Annotated in this window: 13 protein-coding genes; 1 reads left to right on the top strand and 12 read right to left on the bottom strand. The window is 50.7% G+C overall.

The window, feature by feature from the left end:
* Positions 1-31 precede the first annotated feature (31 nt).
* From queG to Enr17x_RS03100, 5 genes are all read right to left on the bottom strand, one after another.
* Complete coding sequence (gene queG / locus Enr17x_RS03120; RefSeq protein WP_145305776.1) at positions 32-1,201, bottom strand: tRNA epoxyqueuosine(34) reductase QueG; 1,170 nt, start codon at positions 1,199-1,201, stop codon at positions 32-34.
* Positions 1,202-1,228: 27 nt separating this feature from the next.
* The gene (locus Enr17x_RS03115; RefSeq protein WP_145305774.1) at positions 1,229-2,026 is read right to left on the bottom strand and encodes a phytanoyl-CoA dioxygenase family protein; all 798 of its coding nucleotides are present in this window, start codon (positions 2,024-2,026) and stop codon (positions 1,229-1,231) included.
* A 455-nt stretch (positions 2,027-2,481) separates the two neighbouring features.
* Complete coding sequence (locus tag Enr17x_RS03110; RefSeq protein ID WP_145305772.1) at positions 2,482-3,669, bottom strand: phosphoglycerate kinase; 1,188 nt, start codon at positions 3,667-3,669, stop codon at positions 2,482-2,484.
* Between the two features lie 150 nt (positions 3,670-3,819).
* Positions 3,820-4,380 carry a ribosome recycling factor gene (frr, locus tag Enr17x_RS03105; RefSeq protein WP_145305771.1) on the bottom strand — a complete coding sequence of 187 codons (561 nt, stop codon included), beginning with the start codon at positions 4,378-4,380 and terminating at the stop codon, positions 3,820-3,822.
* Between the two features lie 289 nt (positions 4,381-4,669).
* Positions 4,670-5,149, bottom strand: a complete 480-nt coding sequence (locus Enr17x_RS03100) for a CBS domain-containing protein (RefSeq protein WP_145305769.1) — start codon at positions 5,147-5,149, stop codon at positions 4,670-4,672.
* Between the two features lie 453 nt (positions 5,150-5,602).
* Between Enr17x_RS03100 and Enr17x_RS03095 the strand changes: the two genes are divergently transcribed.
* Positions 5,603-6,592 carry an AAA family ATPase gene (locus tag Enr17x_RS03095; RefSeq protein ID WP_145305767.1) on the top strand — a complete coding sequence of 330 codons (990 nt, stop codon included), beginning with the start codon at positions 5,603-5,605 and terminating at the stop codon, positions 6,590-6,592.
* A 37-nt stretch (positions 6,593-6,629) separates the two neighbouring features.
* Here the strand turns inward: Enr17x_RS03095 and Enr17x_RS03090 are convergent, their stop codons facing one another.
* The 7 genes from Enr17x_RS03090 to Enr17x_RS03060 all read right to left on the bottom strand — a co-directional run bounded on the left by Enr17x_RS03090 (position 6,630) and on the right by Enr17x_RS03060 (position 18,284).
* Complete coding sequence (locus tag Enr17x_RS03090) at positions 6,630-11,150, bottom strand: PQQ-binding-like beta-propeller repeat protein (protein ID WP_198000940.1); 4,521 nt, start codon at positions 11,148-11,150, stop codon at positions 6,630-6,632.
* 169 nt (positions 11,151-11,319) lie between these two features.
* Complete coding sequence (locus tag Enr17x_RS03085) at positions 11,320-12,018, bottom strand: hypothetical protein (RefSeq protein WP_145305764.1); 699 nt, start codon at positions 12,016-12,018, stop codon at positions 11,320-11,322.
* A gap of 134 nt (positions 12,019-12,152) precedes the next feature.
* On the bottom strand, positions 12,153-12,755 hold the full coding sequence (locus Enr17x_RS03080) for a peroxiredoxin (protein ID WP_232100930.1): 603 nt from the start codon (positions 12,753-12,755) through the stop codon (positions 12,153-12,155).
* Between the two features lie 58 nt (positions 12,756-12,813).
* On the bottom strand, positions 12,814-14,982 hold the full coding sequence (locus Enr17x_RS03075) for an outer membrane protein assembly factor BamB family protein (protein ID WP_145305763.1): 2,169 nt from the start codon (positions 14,980-14,982) through the stop codon (positions 12,814-12,816).
* Positions 14,983-15,088: 106 nt separating this feature from the next.
* A complete protein-coding gene (locus tag Enr17x_RS03070; RefSeq protein WP_145305762.1) occupies positions 15,089-15,862 on the bottom strand; it encodes a hypothetical protein in 774 nt (257 codons plus the stop codon).
* A 316-nt stretch (positions 15,863-16,178) separates the two neighbouring features.
* The gene (gene lpxK / locus Enr17x_RS03065; RefSeq protein WP_145305761.1) at positions 16,179-17,237 is read right to left on the bottom strand and encodes a tetraacyldisaccharide 4'-kinase; all 1,059 of its coding nucleotides are present in this window, start codon (positions 17,235-17,237) and stop codon (positions 16,179-16,181) included.
* Positions 17,238-17,504: 267 nt separating this feature from the next.
* Positions 17,505-18,284, bottom strand: coding sequence for a hypothetical protein (locus tag Enr17x_RS03060; RefSeq protein WP_145305760.1), 780 nt, complete (start codon positions 18,282-18,284; stop codon positions 17,505-17,507).
* Positions 18,285-18,694: the final 410 nt, after the last annotated feature.

Here is an 18,694-nt window from a genome sequence, read left to right as displayed (position 1 = left end):
ATCCCCTGTCATTCTACCTGCATTTTCGAGTTTATTCACCCCGGTTTCGAATTTCCGTAATGGCACACTGTAATTCGTGCACCACCTCCGTCTCTAACTCAACAACCAACTGCTGCTCCAGTACAGCAGCAACCTCAGATGCTCCCAGTTGTCCCAGCGCCCAGGCCGCCGCTCCTCGAATCAAGGGTTCCGAATCCGACAGCACTGTTTGCAACACCGGCACCGCGGCCGCCTCTCCCCGGTTCCCCAGTACAATCGCCGCATTCCGCAACAAACCGGCCCGCCGTGCCCGCGACATCGGCGTACTTTGAAACCGTTTCTGAAAGCCCCCTTCATCCAGCGTCAATAATTCGCAGGCATCCACGGGGGAAAATGTCTCCACAGGCTGAAACGCAGGCTCATGACTGATGGGTGCTTTCCGGTTCCAGGGGCAGACATCCTGACAGACATCGCAGCCGAACATCCAATCCTGCATTCCCGGTCGCAACTCAGCCGGGATCGGCTGATCACGCAGTTCAATCGTCAGATAGGAAATGCATTTCCGCGCGTCCAGTGTTCCCGCTTCCACGAATGCATCGGTCGGACAGGCTTCCAGACAGCGCGTGCAGGTTCCACAATGCGACGTCTCTTGCGGCGCGTCATACTCCAGCTCGTCACTCAACAACAGACCTGCCAGAAAAAACCAGCTTCCTTCATTCCGATTCAACAGCAGCGTATTTTTTCCGATCCAGCCCAGGCCTGCCAGTTGTGCGAAGTCGCGTTCCAACAACGGCGCCGTATCTACAATCCCGCGGGTTTCGCAATCAGGAAACTGCGTATGAATCAGGCGGGCAAGCTGTTTCAGTTTTTTGCGGATCACCTTATGATAGTCGGTCGTCCCCCAGGCATAGCGGGAAACCCGCGCCTCGGTTCCCGAAAGGGGCGGCGGCTCTTCCGTCCGGTAATTGAGCGTCAACATCAATACGCTCTGCACCGAACTCATCACATACCGCGGATGCTCATACGCTTCTTTACGGCGCTCCAGATAATTCATCTCGCCGGCGTAACCCTGATTCAGCCAGTCCAGAAAACTATGATACCCCGCTGGAGTCACCGCCGGTGCAATGCCCGCCAGATCGAAGCCGACCTCACGCGCCATCTCTTTGATCAGCGCACTTTGTTGACTCCGATCACAGTCTGGTCGTTCTGATGCTTCGGCCATAGTGTTCTCGAACGCAGACGTTTTGATTCAGACCGAAGGATGTGACTGCAGTTGTTCCCACTGCGCCCGCCCCACCGTTAACACTATCCCATCATCACATTTCGCCAACGGGGTATACCGCGGATGCCGCGATTCTTTATAAGGATCGTTGTGCCGCGTATTGTAGCAGCAGATAAAGCCCCACCGCGGATGATCGCTCTTGTTCTGATCAGAGCGATGTAACAGATTCGAATGGAACATCACGGCAGACCCCGGCTCCAGCGTGCAGTAAACCAATTCGAAACGCTCGCAGGCGGCCTCAACCCGTTCCAGATCGGCTCCTGTCTGATCTCCCACTGGGCCATGATTGATTCGCCCCATGAGATGGCTCCCTTTGAGCACCTGCAGACAACCGTTTTCTTCGGTCGCCCGATCCACGGCGATCATGCAACTTCCCATATCCGGAAACAGACAGCCGTTGTTGTACCAGTAGCCGTAATCCTGATGCCAGGCCCACGCGCCGCCGACCTTGGCCTCTTTTTGAATCATCTTGTGATGGTAATGATAGACCTCATCACCCAGCAAAGCTTCCATGCGATCGACTACACGATGACTGCGGGCAATTGCACCGTAGATATCATCACGCAGTTCATTCTCCACACTCAGCTTGACCGCGCCTCCTTCACCATCCGCACGACTAAACGTTGCCTGCTGCATCGCCAGATCAGCACGACCAATCTGCCCCAGCAGAGTCACCTCTTCCTGACTGAAGAGCCCTTCTACAATCAGAAAACCATCCTGCTGAAACCGATTTATCTCTTCTGTAGTGAATAATGCCGCGCTCATCTCACTTCCCCATTCTCAAACAGAGTTTTCATGAATTCAGGAAGCAACGGGTGGCACTGTTGGCTTGCCCAACAGTGTTTTTCAGCTCCCTCAACAACTCAAAATTACAAGCTATATTCGACTGGCGTGTGCCACTGTTGGCTCGTCCAACAGTGGCGATCTGATCTCCGCAATCAATACTCCAGACACCTAATAATAGATACCGTTTTGATGGAACGTCGCTAAAAATCTCTCACTGTCGGACAAGCCGACAGTGGGACCCCGCCGCTGGTAATGTGACAATATTGCTATATTAAAAACGGTGGCTCGTCCCATATCATTAGACAGAAACTCTATCACTCAGTTTACACAGTTCACTCTTGTGATTCGAGTATCTTCTCAAAACAAAAACACAGCCCGTTAACAAACAGGCTGTGTTTTGAGTTATCTTCATCAATTGTTTCAAAGAATCGGAATCAGGCTTCGTCCAGCAGATTGACTGCCGCGAATTCCTGGCCTTCCAGCATCGCCAGACTGGCACCGCCGCCAGTACTGACGTGCGACACCTGATCGGCAAAGCCCAGTTGTTGAATCGCAGCCGCACTGTCACCGCCGCCAATGATGCTCGTCGAATCACTGTCGGCAATCGCCTGTGCAACCGCTTTTGTCCCGGCATCAAAGGGAGGCATTTCAAACACGCCCATCGGTCCGTTCCAGACCACGGTCTTCGCCGACTTGACAGCTTCCGCATATATTTTAGCGGTCTCAGGACCGATATCCAGGCCTTCAAAACCATCGGGAATCTCACCCGCTTTGACAACCACTTTGTTACAGTTGGCGTTGAAGTCGTCGCCGCAGTGTGTGTCAACGGGCAGCATCAGTTTGTCGCCCCCTTTAGCAATCAATTCCTTAGCCAGATCGACTTTGTCTTTTTCGACCAGACTGTCACCAACCTGCCCGCCTTGTGCGAGAGAGAAGGTGTATGCCATCGCCCCGCCAATGAGCACTTTGTCGCAGATCCCCAGCAGGTTATCGATGACTTTGATTTTGTCGGAGACTTTCGCACCGCCCAGAATTGCCACAAACGGACGTTCGGGGTTGGCAATCACGTCGGTCAGATACTGAATTTCTTTGGCTACCAGGAAGCCCACCACTTTTGGTCTTTTTTTCATGGCTTCCGGCACCGCCACCATTGAAGCATCCGTTCGGTGACAGGTTCCAAATGCGTCGTTGCAGTAAATGTCACCGAATGCTGCCAGTTTGCTCGCAAATTCAGGGTCCCCTTTTTTCTCACCCTCGTTGAATCGCAGGTTCTCCAGAATCAGCACCTGACCATCTGGAAGGTCGGCCGATTTTTTTTTGGCGTCCGGCCCCACAGTGTCCGTGGCAAAGCCGACTTCCTGCCCCAACAACTCCCCAAGACAGGCGGCTGTCGGCTTCAGGCTGAACTTCGCATCGCCGGCATCCCCTTTGGGACGACCGAGGTGGCTCATTAAAACAACGCGTCCGCCGCGATCAATGACCGATTTAATGGAAGGCAGAGCCATCCGCACACGACGATCATCGGTAATATTGAGATTGTCATCCAGAGGTACGTTGAAATCCACACGCATCAATACGGCTTTGTCTTTAACGTCTACGTCTTCAATTGTCTTCTTTGCCATGGAAACTTGAACCAGTCTCTTTTTATACAGAGGTTGAAATAGAATGTGATTATAATGAATACGTTGCCTATCCAACGTATTCCTGAGGATGTTTTTGCAAATGCAACTGTGAATCCGCTTTGTGAGAGTTGATACCAAGTCAAGACTGTACTACTCGTCCATCACGTCTTTTTCTTTTGCATCAGCCATGCTGTTGACTTTGCCTTCAAATTTCTTGGTTAGCTCCTGGATGTCGGTCTTGGTATTGTCGCGCTCGTCTTCACCCATTACTTTGTCTTTTTCAGCCTGATCGGCGTGTTTGTTCGCATCGCGACGAATATTGCGGATCGAAATCCGGGCTTCTTCGGCCAGTTCTTTCACGCGTGAAACCAATTGACGGCGACGCTCTGTCGACAGTGGGGGAATGTTCAACCGCACCACACGCCCGTCCGTATTCGGCGCCAGGCCCATATCGCTGGCCTGAATGGCTTTCGCAATCTCACCCACCATCTGGGCATCGAACGGACGGATCAAAATCTGCTGCGGTTCCGGTACACTGACGTTGGCCATCTGCTTCAGAGGGGTCGGCGAACCGTAATAGTCTACGCGAACCGAATCCACAAGTCCCGGAGTGGCACGACCTGTTCGAATGCCCTGCAGCTGTCCCTGCAACACATGAACCGCTTTGTCCATTCTCTCTTCCGCGTCGAGTAAAATTTCTTCCTGGTCCATGTTACAAGTCCTTCGAATAGTTGGCTTTATCTGAATAGAATCTTCAAGTAATGCTGATCAAACCGGTGTTTATCAGAGTCTGTCCCCCCTCGCGGTTGTGAAAAAAACACGGCGATTGAGCGCAACACACTCCTGTGGCTCCCTCGAACGGGAGCAGAAACTGGCCCGATTTTAGTTGACCGGCTGCGAAAATCAAACCGTCAGGTACGAGAAAAACCAGCTGAAACGGGTCCAGCTGGTTTTTTATCAGGCATTCTCAGTAATATTCTATCCCATCCTCAATAGTAGATCAGGAAATCGGCGATTCATCCCGCGTCATTAAACCGCTTAAATAAAGCAGGTTTTTCTCGGTTGGGATGTTCGTCCGGAACTGTAGATTCTTATTTTCCGCATGCAGCAGATCGCGACGGCTGATCTGACCGACCAACTGCGCACCATCACGTACCACTGGCAATCGCCGGGTCGCCGTGCTCAGGAAGATCTGGGCGATCGTGAGCAGGTCGGTCTCCTCCGAAATGCAGCGTGCCTCGGTATCGATAAAGGGAAAGATCTGAGACGAGGGAAGCTGCTCATAACTTGCTTTGATCAGCACGTCCATGCAACAGCGTTCGGAAAAGACGCCTAACACCCGATTCTCCGGGTCAATCACAGGGGCTCCTGAAATACGATGGTTCAATAGCATCCCAATTGCTTCCAGTACATCCATGTCCGGAGTTAAGGTAACTAACTTCGTGACCATAATGTCCTTTGCGAGAACTGGTTTATTCATCGCACTACCCCCTTCTAAATTGGCGTTTTTAGAATCACAAGGTAAATGGAGCACACTACGAAAGAAATGAATTCAAAACAGTTGAGAATGTGTGCTCTCACTTCAGATATGAAATAACGCAAAACACGTTATTAAAAAATCGAATGTGGGAAACCTGTGTATTCTACCAACATTATTTTGACTTCTCAAAAAGATTTAATTGACCACCAGGTGTTCGATTGATTTTTTAAACCATTATCTTCTTTTAGATCAAGAACTTAATGAATTCCCGAAAAAACACCTCCTTCGTTTTTTTCACCAAATTTCGATTGATGACCGAAGAGTTGGAAGACCAGACTTATCAGAAGTGACTTGAGACGCCTATAATCATAACTGACTGAAAACTACATTTTCTGAAGGCCTGTCGCAGTTTCAACCCGTGATTGAACTGACCAACCATAGAAATCAATGATAATGGCACATCGAGTGGAAATTGACGGAGTCGGCTTGCACCTGGGTCGCGCCGACCAGACATCCGGCGAATGGATCGGACAACATGAAGCACTCAAACAGCTTCTGGCCTGCTGGCTGGTGATTGACGAAAAAGATATGCCCCTGACGCCTCGACTGGTAGGAACGCCGGGCATCGGTAAAACGTCGCTTGCCATCGCAGGTGCGCGAACGCGCGATCAGGAACTCTATATTTATCAATGTACGGCGGACACACGGCCGGAAGATTTGCTCGTCACTCCCGTGCTCGCCGAGAGTGGTAAGATTGCCTACCACACATCTCCGCTGGTTACCGCGATGATTCGTGGCGGAATTTGTGTGCTCGATGAAGGCAACCGCATGAATGAAAAATCATGGGCCAGCCTGGCTCCCCTGCTCGACCATCGCCGCTATATTGAATCGATCGTCGCCGGCGTCACCATTCCCGCACATCCGGAATTCCGTTGCGCTGTCACCATGAACGAAGACGAATCCACGTTTGAAATTCCCGATTATATCCTCAGCCGTCTGCAACCCAGTATTTCGCTCGAGCATCCCAACCGGGAAGATGAAAAAATGATTCTGCACTATCATCTCCCTTTTGCCGACGAACATATGCTCGATTTAACCGTCGACTTCCTGCAACAGTCGCACAGCTTGAAGCTGGATTTCTCGACCCGCGACGGCATCAATGTGCTGCGTCTGGCATTGAAACGCGCCGCCCAGGATAAAGACCACCCCCTCAGTAAAGATGTCGTCTGGCTGGAATCACTCAAAAGCTGTCTCGGCGACGATGCACTCGACCTTGAATCACTGTCTGAAAAACGTAAGCAGAGCCTGGGTGGAAACATGATGCCGATGGGACTGGGAGATTTCTTTTTCTCACCAGACAACCCGCTGCATCCCGATCGCGACGATGATCTGGACGATCTGGATTTTGACGATGACGATGATGACGACCGGGAAAGCTATTAAGCTTCACAAACGCCGTGAGTACCTTTGCCCTTCGTTGCTACTCAGGTTTCCGGGCTTCCACCGGTGATTCTTCAAAGCTGAGCCGGATCTGAAACGGTTCAATCAGAATATTTTTACGCTCGACATCAGGGACTGTCCAGATCCGTTGTCGATTGCTGCGCGTCGTTTCCTTCAGCACCACATCTCCGCTTCGCAGGTCAACCGCCTGCAGATCAACCAGCGTGCCATAGCTGGAAGGCCGCCCCTCGATACGACGAATCCCGAAGGTGATCACCGGCAGATCCAGGAACTGAGTAAAATCGATTCCCTGTGTAGTCAGAGGCATCGACCACATCAGTTCTCCCGTTTTTCGTTCAACGGAATACACCATCCCATTGAACAGAAACGAGGTCATGCCGATGGGACGAAAGCTGACTCCTTTTTTTGCAACGTAAGGCAGGCTCACAAAAACCAGGTACTGCCGTGGGTTCTCCAGCAACAGTAAATTGAGCACACTGTCAGCCGGTTTCCCTTTGACTTCATATTTTTCCTCACCGGTCCGCAAATCCAGAAAAGAAATCGTCCCATCTGGTTGAATCATCACCAGGTCATAATTTTGCCCCAGCGTGTAGGTCGACGACTTGTCTAAAAACTGGCTCCAGATTTCCTGATCCGTTGTGAGATCTTTCAATTTCAGATGACGCACGTCATCCGCTTCTTTAGTAATAGTCAGTATATACCGCTCAAATGCAAAAATGGGAGACTCGCCTTGCCCCAGCTTGAAGGCATTGACCACTTCTCCACTCTGACCACTCAAGACAACATACCGTGTTTCCGAACGCTCGGTCGATCTCATCACAATCACGCGATCCGCATCGCCAAAATGCCTGCTGCTGGTAATCACTCCCTGTCGCTTCCACAAAACATCGCCGGTTAACAAGTCAGCCGCGATCAATTCAGTGCCCCGCTGATAGCAAAGAAAATCCTGATTGATCGTACCAATGCGTCCCAACAGTTCGCGGTCGGCATTCCGTGTGACATATTCGCGCAATACCGGAGCCACTCCCGTACGCTCGATCGAAATATAATCTCGCAGACTGGGCGGCCCGGCAATCAATCGCTGCTTCCACAACATCGTCGGCTGATCTTCGACATCCCGGTTTAACGTATCCAGTACCACAAACAGCGAACCGAAGTTGACAACCAGATAATGCTCGAACACCCGCGCAGAATAATAAGGCTGGTCAGGTAGATCAATTTCGGCATCGACCAGAGAAAAGGCCCACTGCTGCTTTCCCTGTCCATCGTAGGCGAACAGCAACTCTTTGGCCGGCCCTACTTCCAGACGATAATTACTAAAGAGCGGATTCGAAAGACCGATGATCTCAACAGGCCGCGCGGTATTCTGCCCCTTGGACTGTTCACCGCGATAAACCTGGGCCGGATAGTCAGGCCAGTCTTCTTCTGCACGCTGTTGTTCCTGGAAACTCGACTCAGAACGCCACTGTGCCGTTAACTGGAGCGCCGTTTTTCCATCCAGGCAAATCACATTCGGCCAGCGGGAATCCAGTTCGTCCATCAACACAGTCGCCTGTGAAACACGATTCGCATCAAGATAAATTTGTGCCAGCTTCGCCGTCGCAAACGCTGCCATCACAGATTGCTTTGACGTTCTGAGATCTGCCAGATGCCGCATCAACTGGCGACGCAGCAACGCCGGTTCCGTTTCAGCACCGGCATTGATCGCACGCTCTAAGCGTTCAACCAGAACTTTTCGAACCTGCTCGGCCTCAGGCAGATTTCCACAACACAGAAGAAATCGTTCCAGTTCCTCCCGTTTGGCACGCAGCAGTTTTTCTGTGTAATATCGCGAAAAGAACTCATCGATCTCAGCATGTTCCTGCTCTGTGGCACGTGCCAGCAGAATTTCCAGTTGCGAACGAATCCAACGATCCGTTCGCGCAAACGAGCCCCCTTTGATCGGTTCTGAATCCAGCAATCCCTTCAACTCTGACAGACGCAGATAGTTTTGCAGTGCTGCATTCAGATTCCCCTCTTGCTGATACCGCTGTGCCAGAATCTGATAAAACCGCTTGCGCTGAACATCATCAACCAGCAATGTTTCCATCTTGGCAATCTGGTTTTGATTCTGATCAAAATCATGATCCAGACTTTCCAGTAACATATCTGCATAGAGCCGTCGGGCACGAACGGTAGGCTTGATCTGAATCGACTGGTCAATCTTCTGCATCGCCAGATTCACATCACCGGCAAACAGATTCAGTTCGCCACGCAGAAGTTGCGCCAGTGCCAGATCCGCAGGCTGTTTTGATTGATCGGCAAGACGAATCTGCTCCCGAATCGATTCCACAGATCGGAAACCAGCCACCTCTGTCTCGTTTTGAGTCACCAGCATCCCCCCGGCGGCAGCAAGATTACCGACAAGCGAATCCATCTCAACACGGGTTCGGGCCAGGATCAGACCATCGTCCAGACGAATACTGAGAACGTCCCCCGTATCCACCGGTTGATAATACGTATTTTTGACTACGATCCCACGACCACTGGGCGCAGGAATCGGCTGTGACTTCGGCCAGGCAGGCGCACCATCACTCAACTTGATCGCTTCAATCCGATCGTTGCCCACCAGCAGAATTTTGCCCTCATGAACGGTCGCAATAAACAGGTTTTTCCGCCGTGGTCGTGACCAGAGCAATCGACCATCGAACAGATCCAGGCATTGAAGATCCTGCAGTTTGCGCGAGTAAACCAGTACACGCCCACCTGCAATCAATGGCGTAAATTCAGACCAGCCTTCACTGTTGTTGTTGGAATCACGGGCAAAGGCGGCGTACAACGTGATTTCTTCGCCCCCTACATCAACCTTTCGCCAAAGCAGCCTGCGGTTCACGATATCAATGCCGACCGTACATCCTTCACCCGTTTCACAAACCAGCACGCCATGTGCAAACGAAGGGCTTAATCCCATCCGACGACGAATATGATCCATCGGGCGGCGGTCCGTTGTGAAGTCACGGGCGATGGGATACTCACTGCGATGCAGCGACTGCGTCCAGAGTGTTTCCCCCGTTTGTGCATCTAATACGAGCAGACGAAACTCCCGCCCTTCTTCCGCCAGGCAATAGAGTTTCCCATCCAGCGGCAATGGAGGCCCGAGAAAATAATGGCCGGAATAGCTCATCGGCTTTTGCAGCCGCGGGCCCCCTGCCTCCCAGACAAATTTTCCGGAGTCGGCTTCAAAGGCCATCAGACGGTTATAGGAATTGGGCACTAGTATATTGTCGCGATCCAGCCGACTGAAGTGATAAAAGCCGGCAATGAATCCGACGTTTTCCACGCTATAGATCAGCTTCCCGTCCGAACTCAAATGACCGGCGGTATAATCCTGCCAGGCACGTTGAGCCAGATATTTTTCTAAAGGAGTCTGAGGCATCCCTAATGACTCTTCATCCATATTCTGGGGATCGTTCAATAACTCCTGATACAGTGCATCCGACATTGTGGTTTGCCAGGTCAGTTTTCCTGTCGCTAAGGAAACCGCTTTCAAATTGCGGTGTGTTCGAAATATAACCTGATCCTGAACAATCAACGGGCTGGCAGCCGGCAAGACTCCTTCAATGTGCTTGCGACGATAATCGCCTAACTTCTGCAACATCACATCAAGCTGTGGAACCTCTTTCTGATCGCTCAAAACAGGATCTTTGATCGTCGAGTATTGCCAGACCGGTTTTGCAGACGGCACTGCAAACAGCGCCGATGCCAGACGCGAAGGACTGCCACGATACATGGTCCAGTTCTTTTGCTCCTGCGCAGCTCTCAAGTCTGGAATGCCTAAGAAACCGGCTAACCAGTCCACCGGATTATCATTGGCAAAATTCAGCGTCACTTTCGTTCCATTCGGAAACTCAAGCGTTTTTCCGGAAGTTAATCGGACCAGCTTCTTCAATGCCTGACGACATTTCCCCTGGTTTCCGAGGTAATACCAGGCAACCGCCAGTTTGAATGTCAGCAGGGGTTCTTTGGATTTCCCCAGATCATGCTGATCGCTGAGCATCTCCCATTGCCGCGTCGCTGCCCTGAAATCTCCCCGCTCAAAGTAATACGCGCCCAGAGTATAAGCGGCCTCAGCCCCCGCTTTGGTAAAGAAATAACGGCGAACTACTTCCTGTAACAGAGTGATATCATCCTGCGCCACAGCCCGATTCAAAAGCTGTTCGGCGGCTGGACCATATTGCAGTGAGTAAAAACGTTTCCCGCCTTCCGGCAGATCCGCGAGAACCTGCTGAACCATTTGTTTCAGGCTGAAAAATTCCAATCCTCGCTCAGGAGAGACATAGTCCTCCGGCGCTTCCAGAATCGCCTGCAACTCAGGAATGGCAAGCGAGTACTTTTTCTCCTGAATCAGCTGTAACGCATCCCGATAATTTTTGGAATGCAGACGACTGGTAGGAAACAACGCATGCCGATCGGCTTCCAGCATCTCACTCCGCAAAGACCCTCTATTGCGCAAATCCTGTGCTTTGGCGGAAGTAGACGAAACGGTAAGTAAAATCAGCACGATCGCCACCAAGCAGACGCAACAGGTACGCTGTCCGGTCAATCTGTCTGACTGAGTATTCAAAAACATAGGCAAATGAAGAAATTCCACTTCCTGCAAAAAATAGTTTCATTGAAAACAGAGTTCGAGCGTGCATCGAAATCCATTTTCCGGTTGGAACGCGTCAGGATCAGGATCCTTGAACAATCAATCTGGTATCTGCAATGACTTCCTGGATGCCGGCATCGTTTAGCTGTCCTTTCTGGTAAGCCCGGTTTGCTTTCACTTCGCCTTCCCAGATCATGACATTCACTGCTGCCTCGTTTGCAACATTATAACCTGCCGGGCCGACAGCGCCTTCAAACACTGTTAAAGGCACATGCTTGATTTTTGTCTCTTGCGCCACCTGTTCCAGCTCCGGCTTCGCAGACGCAGGATCATCGGTTAACACGACGACAAACGCCGCCAGTTTCTCATCCTGATGCGAAGCCACTTCCTGATCGATTTTCTGAATCAGCGATTTGGTCTTCTGACCCAGATCACGAACAAAAATCCCGACCACAGGCCGCTCACCATACAGGCAGCGATAACAGAGGTGTTTCCCCTGATTCGGGCCAGTCACATCTTCAACATCAAACGGTAACGGAATGGCACCGATCTCCATGCCCGATTCAATGGACACTTCTTCGGTCTGACTCAAGTCCGGCTGACCTTCGCCAGCTTCATTGCCGGGAGCCGCAGCCGCTTCACCCGACTGACGCGCCGACGCTTCCGCCACCGAATTCGCAGCTTGCTCCGTATTACCACAGCCTGCCAGCATCATCGCCGCCCCTAAAGGACAAACAACGAACCCTGACCAGACTTTGCTCATACGAATACGACACATCATACTGCTCCGACTTGATTTACTTTAAATAAAAGCTCACCTGCATCATCAATTGTATGCCGTCAGTACGTTGACTGTCGAGTACGATTCATGATTTTTGCAGGTGAGTTCCATGCCTGTCCAGTATCTGAAAGCCGCTATTTCAAGCTGTTTACAAGCTTCAAAATGGCTTTGCTGTCATCGGCTGCTTTGACTTTCGTGTTTTTCATGACGACTTTCCCGTTTTTGTCAATCACAAAGGTCCAGCGTGCGGCTGTCACACCACGGGTCAAAGTTTCTTCTTTCCCATCAATGGTCCGCTTGATGGATCCCCCTTTTCTCAAAGGCACACCAAATTTCTTCGCCACGCCGCCATCTTCATCTGCCAGCAGAGTGAAATTCAGGTCGTACTCTTTCTTGAACAACTGGTGACTTCGGGGAGAATCACCACTCACGCCAATCACTTCTACATTCTTTCCCTGCAGCTTTTTCATATCATCCCGAAATCCGCAAGCCTGCTTGGTACAGCCCCCGGTCATATCTGCGGGATAAAAATAGACGACCAGAATTTTTTTGCCGACATAATCGGTTGATTTCCAGCCTTTTCCCTGGTCGTCCTTAGCAGTAAATGCAGGTGCACGATCACCGACATCGACTTTTCCCGGAGGACCTGAAACCTGTCCCGAAACACTGGCAGACAAACCACACAGACAAACCAGACTCAACATGGAAATCGAGAGTTTACGATACAAAACCTTCATGTCTTTCACCTTGTTTTTAAAGTTACAGTTAGATCTATCAACAAAAACACTTTGAAAACTACTTCGTTAACAACGCAGAGATTTTTTTCTCTGCGTCCCCTGCCGACGGCACCTGTCCATATTGCCCGAATGCCGTCACCTTTTGAGGCTGAGCGACCAGTAATCGTGGGCCGGCAATGATTAAATTACCCCCCATTTCTCCATGCAGGGCCCGCAACGCGATGCGTTGTTTTAACGATCCCCGCTCAGTATTGACGACCAGAATTTCTTCCCGCAAAGGCCAGTAAACAAATTCTCCCACCAGAACCCCGCGCCCAAAACCAAAACCTTCAGGGTCTTGAGAGCCAACCTTCCATCTGACAGCACCGGTTGTCCGATCAATACCGAACAACTGGTTGCCGCTGACGATTAGCGTGGAGTGATTCACCCCCAGCAAGTTCCGCACCTGCTGTGGCAATGCGCGTCGCCAGAGCAATAATCCCGTGTCAGCATCAAAGGCCATCAGTTCACTCGAATCCTGGGGGGCAGCAAACAGAATTCCCCGATCATACAAACAAGGCACTATTCCTGTTTCCATATGATTACTAAGTGCGTGCTTGGAAACGCGATCTTCCCCGGGATAGGTCACCAGCCAGTTGATCTTTCCGTCACGCGAACTCAACGAAGCAATGGCCCCCATATCGGTCGAGAGAAACAGTTGCCCCTCTGCCAGCGTCAGTAACAGATGCGTAATGTAGTTTGTACCCTCTTCAATATTCCGTAACGCCAGACAGACTTTCTGATTCCAGATCAATTCTCCGGTCGCGGTCGAGAAGCACGCGACATTGGTCTGTACTTCAGGAAATCCACGATGCAGAACCACAAACAGCCTGTCGCCGGAAATCACCGGGGCTCCTTCGAACGACCAGACAAAATTCTGTTCACGCAACTGCGCTGAAGAAATTTTCCAAAGTAGTTTTCCCTGCCCCTGATCGAGATCCAGACAAACCAGATCTGAAAACAATCCCAGACGCTCGTCTTTGGCAACCGATGTCACCGGAGACCCCATGCGGGCATAAAGCCGACCATCGGCAATCGTCATTGTAAACCGTGGCACTCCCACCACGGGGCGAAACGGAAGTCGGGGTGTCCCTCCTGGAACACTCGGGTAAATAATCGGGCTGGCCTGTTCTCCCTCGGACCATGCAGGCAGACCAGTCTTCCAGTTCAATGCATAAATCCGTTCGTCGTCGTTAAAATAGACATGCTCTCCATCCACGACGGGATAGAACCCGGGAGAAACCCGGCGTTCGAAGGCCGGTTTACGGGGAAACTCCTGAGTCCAACCAAGTGGAACCTGAAAAGACCACGCAATCGCACCCACGTCCAGTTTTTTTGCGCCCCTGAAATTCCGTGTTTGATGACCGGCAAACGTCTGCATTTCCAACCGCGTCGCAGGTAACGATACCAAAGCACGATCTTCCAGAATCGTAGACAGAATCGTAACCAGATTTCCTTCCCGGCCCGCCAGCATACCGATCGCTTCCGGGTAGTTCTTGCGGAACACGTCTCGTTCCAAGGCGGCCCGTTCGAAATTTCCTTCGAAAAAACTGACCAGAACCAGCCGCGCCAGGATAGACGGTACCGGCAAATCGGTATCGGGATAGAGAAATACTCCCGGATCATACTGACTCTGCTGCGTCATAGCGGCGGGGGGAATCAGTTTCCGCCAGTAAGCACGGGCTTGAGATAACTCACCCTGTTCCCAGGCAATCTCACCCAGCCGATATAAGGCGTCATCCCCATAACTGCTCATCAATGCCTGTTCAACAATATTTAACAGCGGCTGAACGGTCGATTCTGTAACCGCCTGATCCCACCAGCGTTTGGCACGGGGATCTGTTTTCTCACGATAAACGCGGATTGCTTCACGCGGAAAGCCAGCCAGCAGATTCTGGCAGTATTCAGACACTCGCAGATAGCGGCCCGGCGATTCCGGATACAGTGAGTCGCCGTATTCATTGGAAATCTGCACTAAGATGTTGACCGCATCTTCCCACTGTTGCTCTGCCAGATAATCACGTACGGAACCCATTTTTTTGAGTACCGTGTTGTTCACATCTAACGAAACTGCTTCGCGAAATTTGGGCGGCGTCCCCTGCTGTTCCGGCTGCGCCAGACAGAACTCTGTCGAGAAACAAGTCGCTCCCAACACAAGCAGTGCGATGAAACCACGAAGCATTTGCATGGTTATGACGACCTCACCATCTTCGACAACAGTGACCAGGCATTAAAAAGGACACGCCCCATTGGACGTGTCCCGTATCGTAAATCTCTCAGATCATAGAGATTGATTATTTAAATTTGGAAGGACTGACTTTGATCTCACCCACATCAACAGTTTCCCCCGCTTTCACATCCACATCCAATGAGCGAACGATGTACCCCCCCTTTTCATGCCAGACACGGAATTCGTTTTCTCCTTCTGGCAGATTTTTAATCGTAAACTTTCCATCTTTATCAGAAACGACAGCATAGGGGTGATCAACAACAAACCAGTAGGCTGTCATAAAGGGGTGAATGTCACAGGTCACCTTGAAAGGCAGTCTTTCACCGATCGGATTGGAAACTTCTTTTCCTACGCGATCATTGGGGGCCAGAATGAAATTTACTGCTTCATTACGGAAGGGAAAGGTATGTGTGTTATGAGCCACGGGATCATTTGACTTCACGAGTACATTTTGATCCGTGCGAACGACCATCGCATGTGGAAAGAAAGTACAACCTTTCTGATCAAAGACCACGGTCTTTTCTTTCGATTCTTTCAGATCAGGATGAATTTCTTTGACTTTACGCAAGTATAAGAAAGCATTTTGAACCCCCTTATTATCAGCATTAATCACGAGATCATTAAACAGGTGATCTGTAGCAGCGCAAACAGCCGTGTCTTTGACGGTCGGATCGCCTTTTTTACGCTCAACGGCAGGCTTTGGTACATCGCCATCATAAACAATCCGCCCCGTAATCGATCCCCAACCCTCTGCAGAAACTGTGGCCGGGCTGAGAAGACTCATACCGGAAACCAGAACAGCTGCGATCAAAATCTGGCTCATATTGATTTTTTGCATGATTAAAACACCTCTTATATTTGAAGTTCGTTTGAAAAGACCATCATGGGGGAAGGAGACGAATTCTGCTTCAATGCAGAAGATCCGTGTTTTGGGCAGGTTATAAAGTCAGGTGAGATTATCAATCTCCAAGCGAAAACGTCACTATGTGAACTCTCGCCTGACCTCAGGATGACAGAACAAAGACCCAAAATCAAGTATTTCCGAATCAGGATTACCTCAATTTTCCAGATCAAAGCACCTCACAAGTCCGATATGTATTTGTTTTTATGTGACAAAAACGAAGTTTGCAGTGCAATCACACCAGAACAAAGGCTCAGTCAGAAGACACTTCCTGAACGAGATTTTGTAGAATCCCTTCGAAAGCCTCGCGTCCCTCTGTGATCTCGGCACCAATTTCCACAGCCCAGACCGGTAACTCAGACAGTTTTTGTTCACTAATTTTAACCAGATCTTTGCTCGTCGTAAGAATTAAATCAGCAGAGGCATTGGCAGCCTCAACTCCAATCCCCTCCAGATCGCTACTCGAATAGTGATGATGGTCCGGGAAAATTTGCATGCCAGCCACAACGAAACCGGCATTCTCCAACGTCTGCCGAAAGCCCTCTGGGTTACCGATCGCACAAAACCCCCATACCGTTTTCCCGGCAACAGATGCCAGTGACTCAGTATCACCAGCAACATTCACGAGTTCCTGAGGTCGAAATACAGCACAAGCGATCCGATCAGGAGAGAGCATTTCGGCAACTTCCACTTTCAGACGTTCCAGAGTCGCCGGCGAACATTGATCGGCGCGTGTCAGGATCACAAAGTCTGCCCGCTGTAACGCCGACTTTGGTTCGCGCATCAAACCACGAGGTAAGAGCCAGCCATGCCCCCAAGGGCACACGGCATCAATCAGTACAATATCCAGATCACGCGCCAGCTTGCGATGCTGAAATCCATCGTCCAGAAGCAAAAGCTGTGCGTCCTCCTTTACTGCCTGCTTTGAAGAAGCACAGCGATTCGGATTTTGATAATGCGGAATGCCAGGACACAGCCGATCCAGCAATAATTTTTCGTCATTCACTTCGCCCGGTAAAGCACGATACCCGCGGCTCAACAGCGTGACTTGAATCTGCTGTTGTTGAAACCAACGAGCGAGATATGCCACGAACGGGGTTTTGCCCGTGCCTCCTGTTGTCAGATTGCCCAGGCTGATGACCGGGACAAGAGGCCGCTCAATCGCGCGCAGCCGCCAGTCGAACATCCGATTTCGAAACGAAACCACAGCGCGGTAAAACAGACTGCAAACCCACAGACAGGGTTTGAGCGTTTGAGCGCGCCAGTCCTGTCTCTGGCCTGAGATGATTCTCAGATATTCCACTTCGTTCACAAATCAGCCTGCTTCAACACTCGACGGAATAAAGGGAGTCGGCCGTGTCGTCACAAAAAACACGCCTTGTTCTGAACATGATAGCTGAGTCGAATCATTCTGGCTAACCTGCAGCCAGTCTTGATGACTCAAAATACTACCGCGCTCAAAACAGGGCGTGGGTGCAACAGGACAAATCAAATTGAACAAGAGCTTATTTCAGGAAGGTCTTCGCTCTAGATCGGCGCTAGACTCTCCTGGCTCCCCGCACAACATTTCAATGTGCGATCAGTGTTTCGGGTAAGGTTTGTAACTGAGTTCAACGATTCGCCCCATGATTAAACGGACCCGTCTGGTTTGGGGAACTCTTCCCGTTTCAGGAAAGATCGCATACACCTGATAAACGTGTTGAATACCGGGAATCAAAGGACGCTTCGTTACAAATTCCCAGATATCTTCGTTTGCAGGATCACGATAGCCAACCATTTCATCCCGTTGGGGATTCAAGGCAACCACGCGAATATCTGTCGCACCAGGTGCATAGATATCCAACCCCGCATCACGGGGGTGGCCTTCAGGACCATCGGCCGGCATCATGCGGGTGGGACGCATATACGCCGTCCCCCTTGTTCCCGGATAATGCAGGATCGTCGGCCTTCTTGGCGGCGCCATTGGCATAGGCTGCATGGCTAACGGCGGCGATGCACCCTCACCGGCTGGCATCCCATTAAAACCAGCAACACCACCTCCCGACTGGCACGACTGGCAACCAACGCGCGGACTGTTTCCCAAACCATAGACGGCTCCTTGATAATAATGATCTGCAATTGAACCTGAACCACAGCCACAGGAACTTTCCCCGCAACCGGTTCGACATTTATGTTTATGTCCCAACTTCCAGGGGCTGCAACATTTGCCCGAATGAAACAGAGACAAGCCACCTCGACCGCAATGACCTTTACCACATTTGTGGTGACCAGCTTCGACCTGGTTCGGCGATGCCAACCAGACCAGCCCCAGAACCAACAGTCCGGTCAGACCTGCCTTGGCAGTTTTTATGTTCATCATTTTAACCTAATACTCCCTGTTTAAATGAGACCGAACTGAAGTTCTCTCGAGTCACTGATCACACAGTGACGTTTCTCATCTTCATCTACTCTTAAAACAAAACGCATTTATTTTTGCATGAAACGAACCAGTTCATTCACACCTGGAGAATCAAACCAGTCTGATAGCAGAAGACATCCCGTCTCCCTTATCAAGTTGTCAGACGAACGCAATGTTGGCCTGCCACTCATTGTGTATTTGTCAGAGTGACTTCAAATGCAGCACACTCTACTTTCAAACGTATCACTCCCCGTTGAGCGTGCGGACGGGAAATCAGAGAAAGCCGGTTTTTGAAGAATTGAGCTGAACTGCTGTGAGAGTCCTTACGAACTGGCAAAAAAAACACATCAACCAGTTTAGGAACACCTGTT

Origin of the sequence: Gimesia fumaroli, from assembly GCF_007754425.1 — a bacterium.
Taxonomy (GTDB): Bacteria; Planctomycetota; Planctomycetia; order Planctomycetales; family Planctomycetaceae; genus Gimesia; species Gimesia fumaroli.
The sequence above is the reverse complement of the archived record's forward strand: the minus strand, read 5'-3'. Positions and strand labels throughout refer to the sequence as shown.

Coding starts and splice junctions, on each gene's coding strand:
- queG (WP_145305776.1), bottom strand. CDS start 1,201: ATGGCCGAAGCATCAGAACGACCAGACTGTGATCGGAGTCAACAAAGT.
- Enr17x_RS03115 (WP_145305774.1), bottom strand. CDS start 2,026: ATGAGCGCGGCATTATTCACTACAGAAGAGATAAATCGGTTTCAGCAG.
- Enr17x_RS03110 (WP_145305772.1), bottom strand. CDS start 3,669: ATGGCAAAGAAGACAATTGAAGACGTAGACGTTAAAGACAAAGCCGTA.
- frr (WP_145305771.1), bottom strand. CDS start 4,380: ATGGACCAGGAAGAAATTTTACTCGACGCGGAAGAGAGAATGGACAAA.
- Enr17x_RS03100 (WP_145305769.1), bottom strand. CDS start 5,149: ATGAATAAACCAGTTCTCGCAAAGGACATTATGGTCACGAAGTTAGTT.
- Enr17x_RS03095 (WP_145305767.1), top strand. CDS start 5,603: ATGGCACATCGAGTGGAAATTGACGGAGTCGGCTTGCACCTGGGTCGC.
- Enr17x_RS03085 (WP_145305764.1), bottom strand. CDS start 12,018: ATGATGTGTCGTATTCGTATGAGCAAAGTCTGGTCAGGGTTCGTTGTT.
- Enr17x_RS03080 (WP_232100930.1), bottom strand. CDS start 12,755: ATGAAGGTTTTGTATCGTAAACTCTCGATTTCCATGTTGAGTCTGGTT.
- Enr17x_RS03075 (WP_145305763.1), bottom strand. CDS start 14,982: ATGCAAATGCTTCGTGGTTTCATCGCACTGCTTGTGTTGGGAGCGACT.
- Enr17x_RS03070 (WP_145305762.1), bottom strand. CDS start 15,862: ATGCAAAAAATCAATATGAGCCAGATTTTGATCGCAGCTGTTCTGGTT.
- Enr17x_RS03060 (WP_145305760.1), bottom strand. CDS start 18,284: ATGATGAACATAAAAACTGCCAAGGCAGGTCTGACCGGACTGTTGGTT.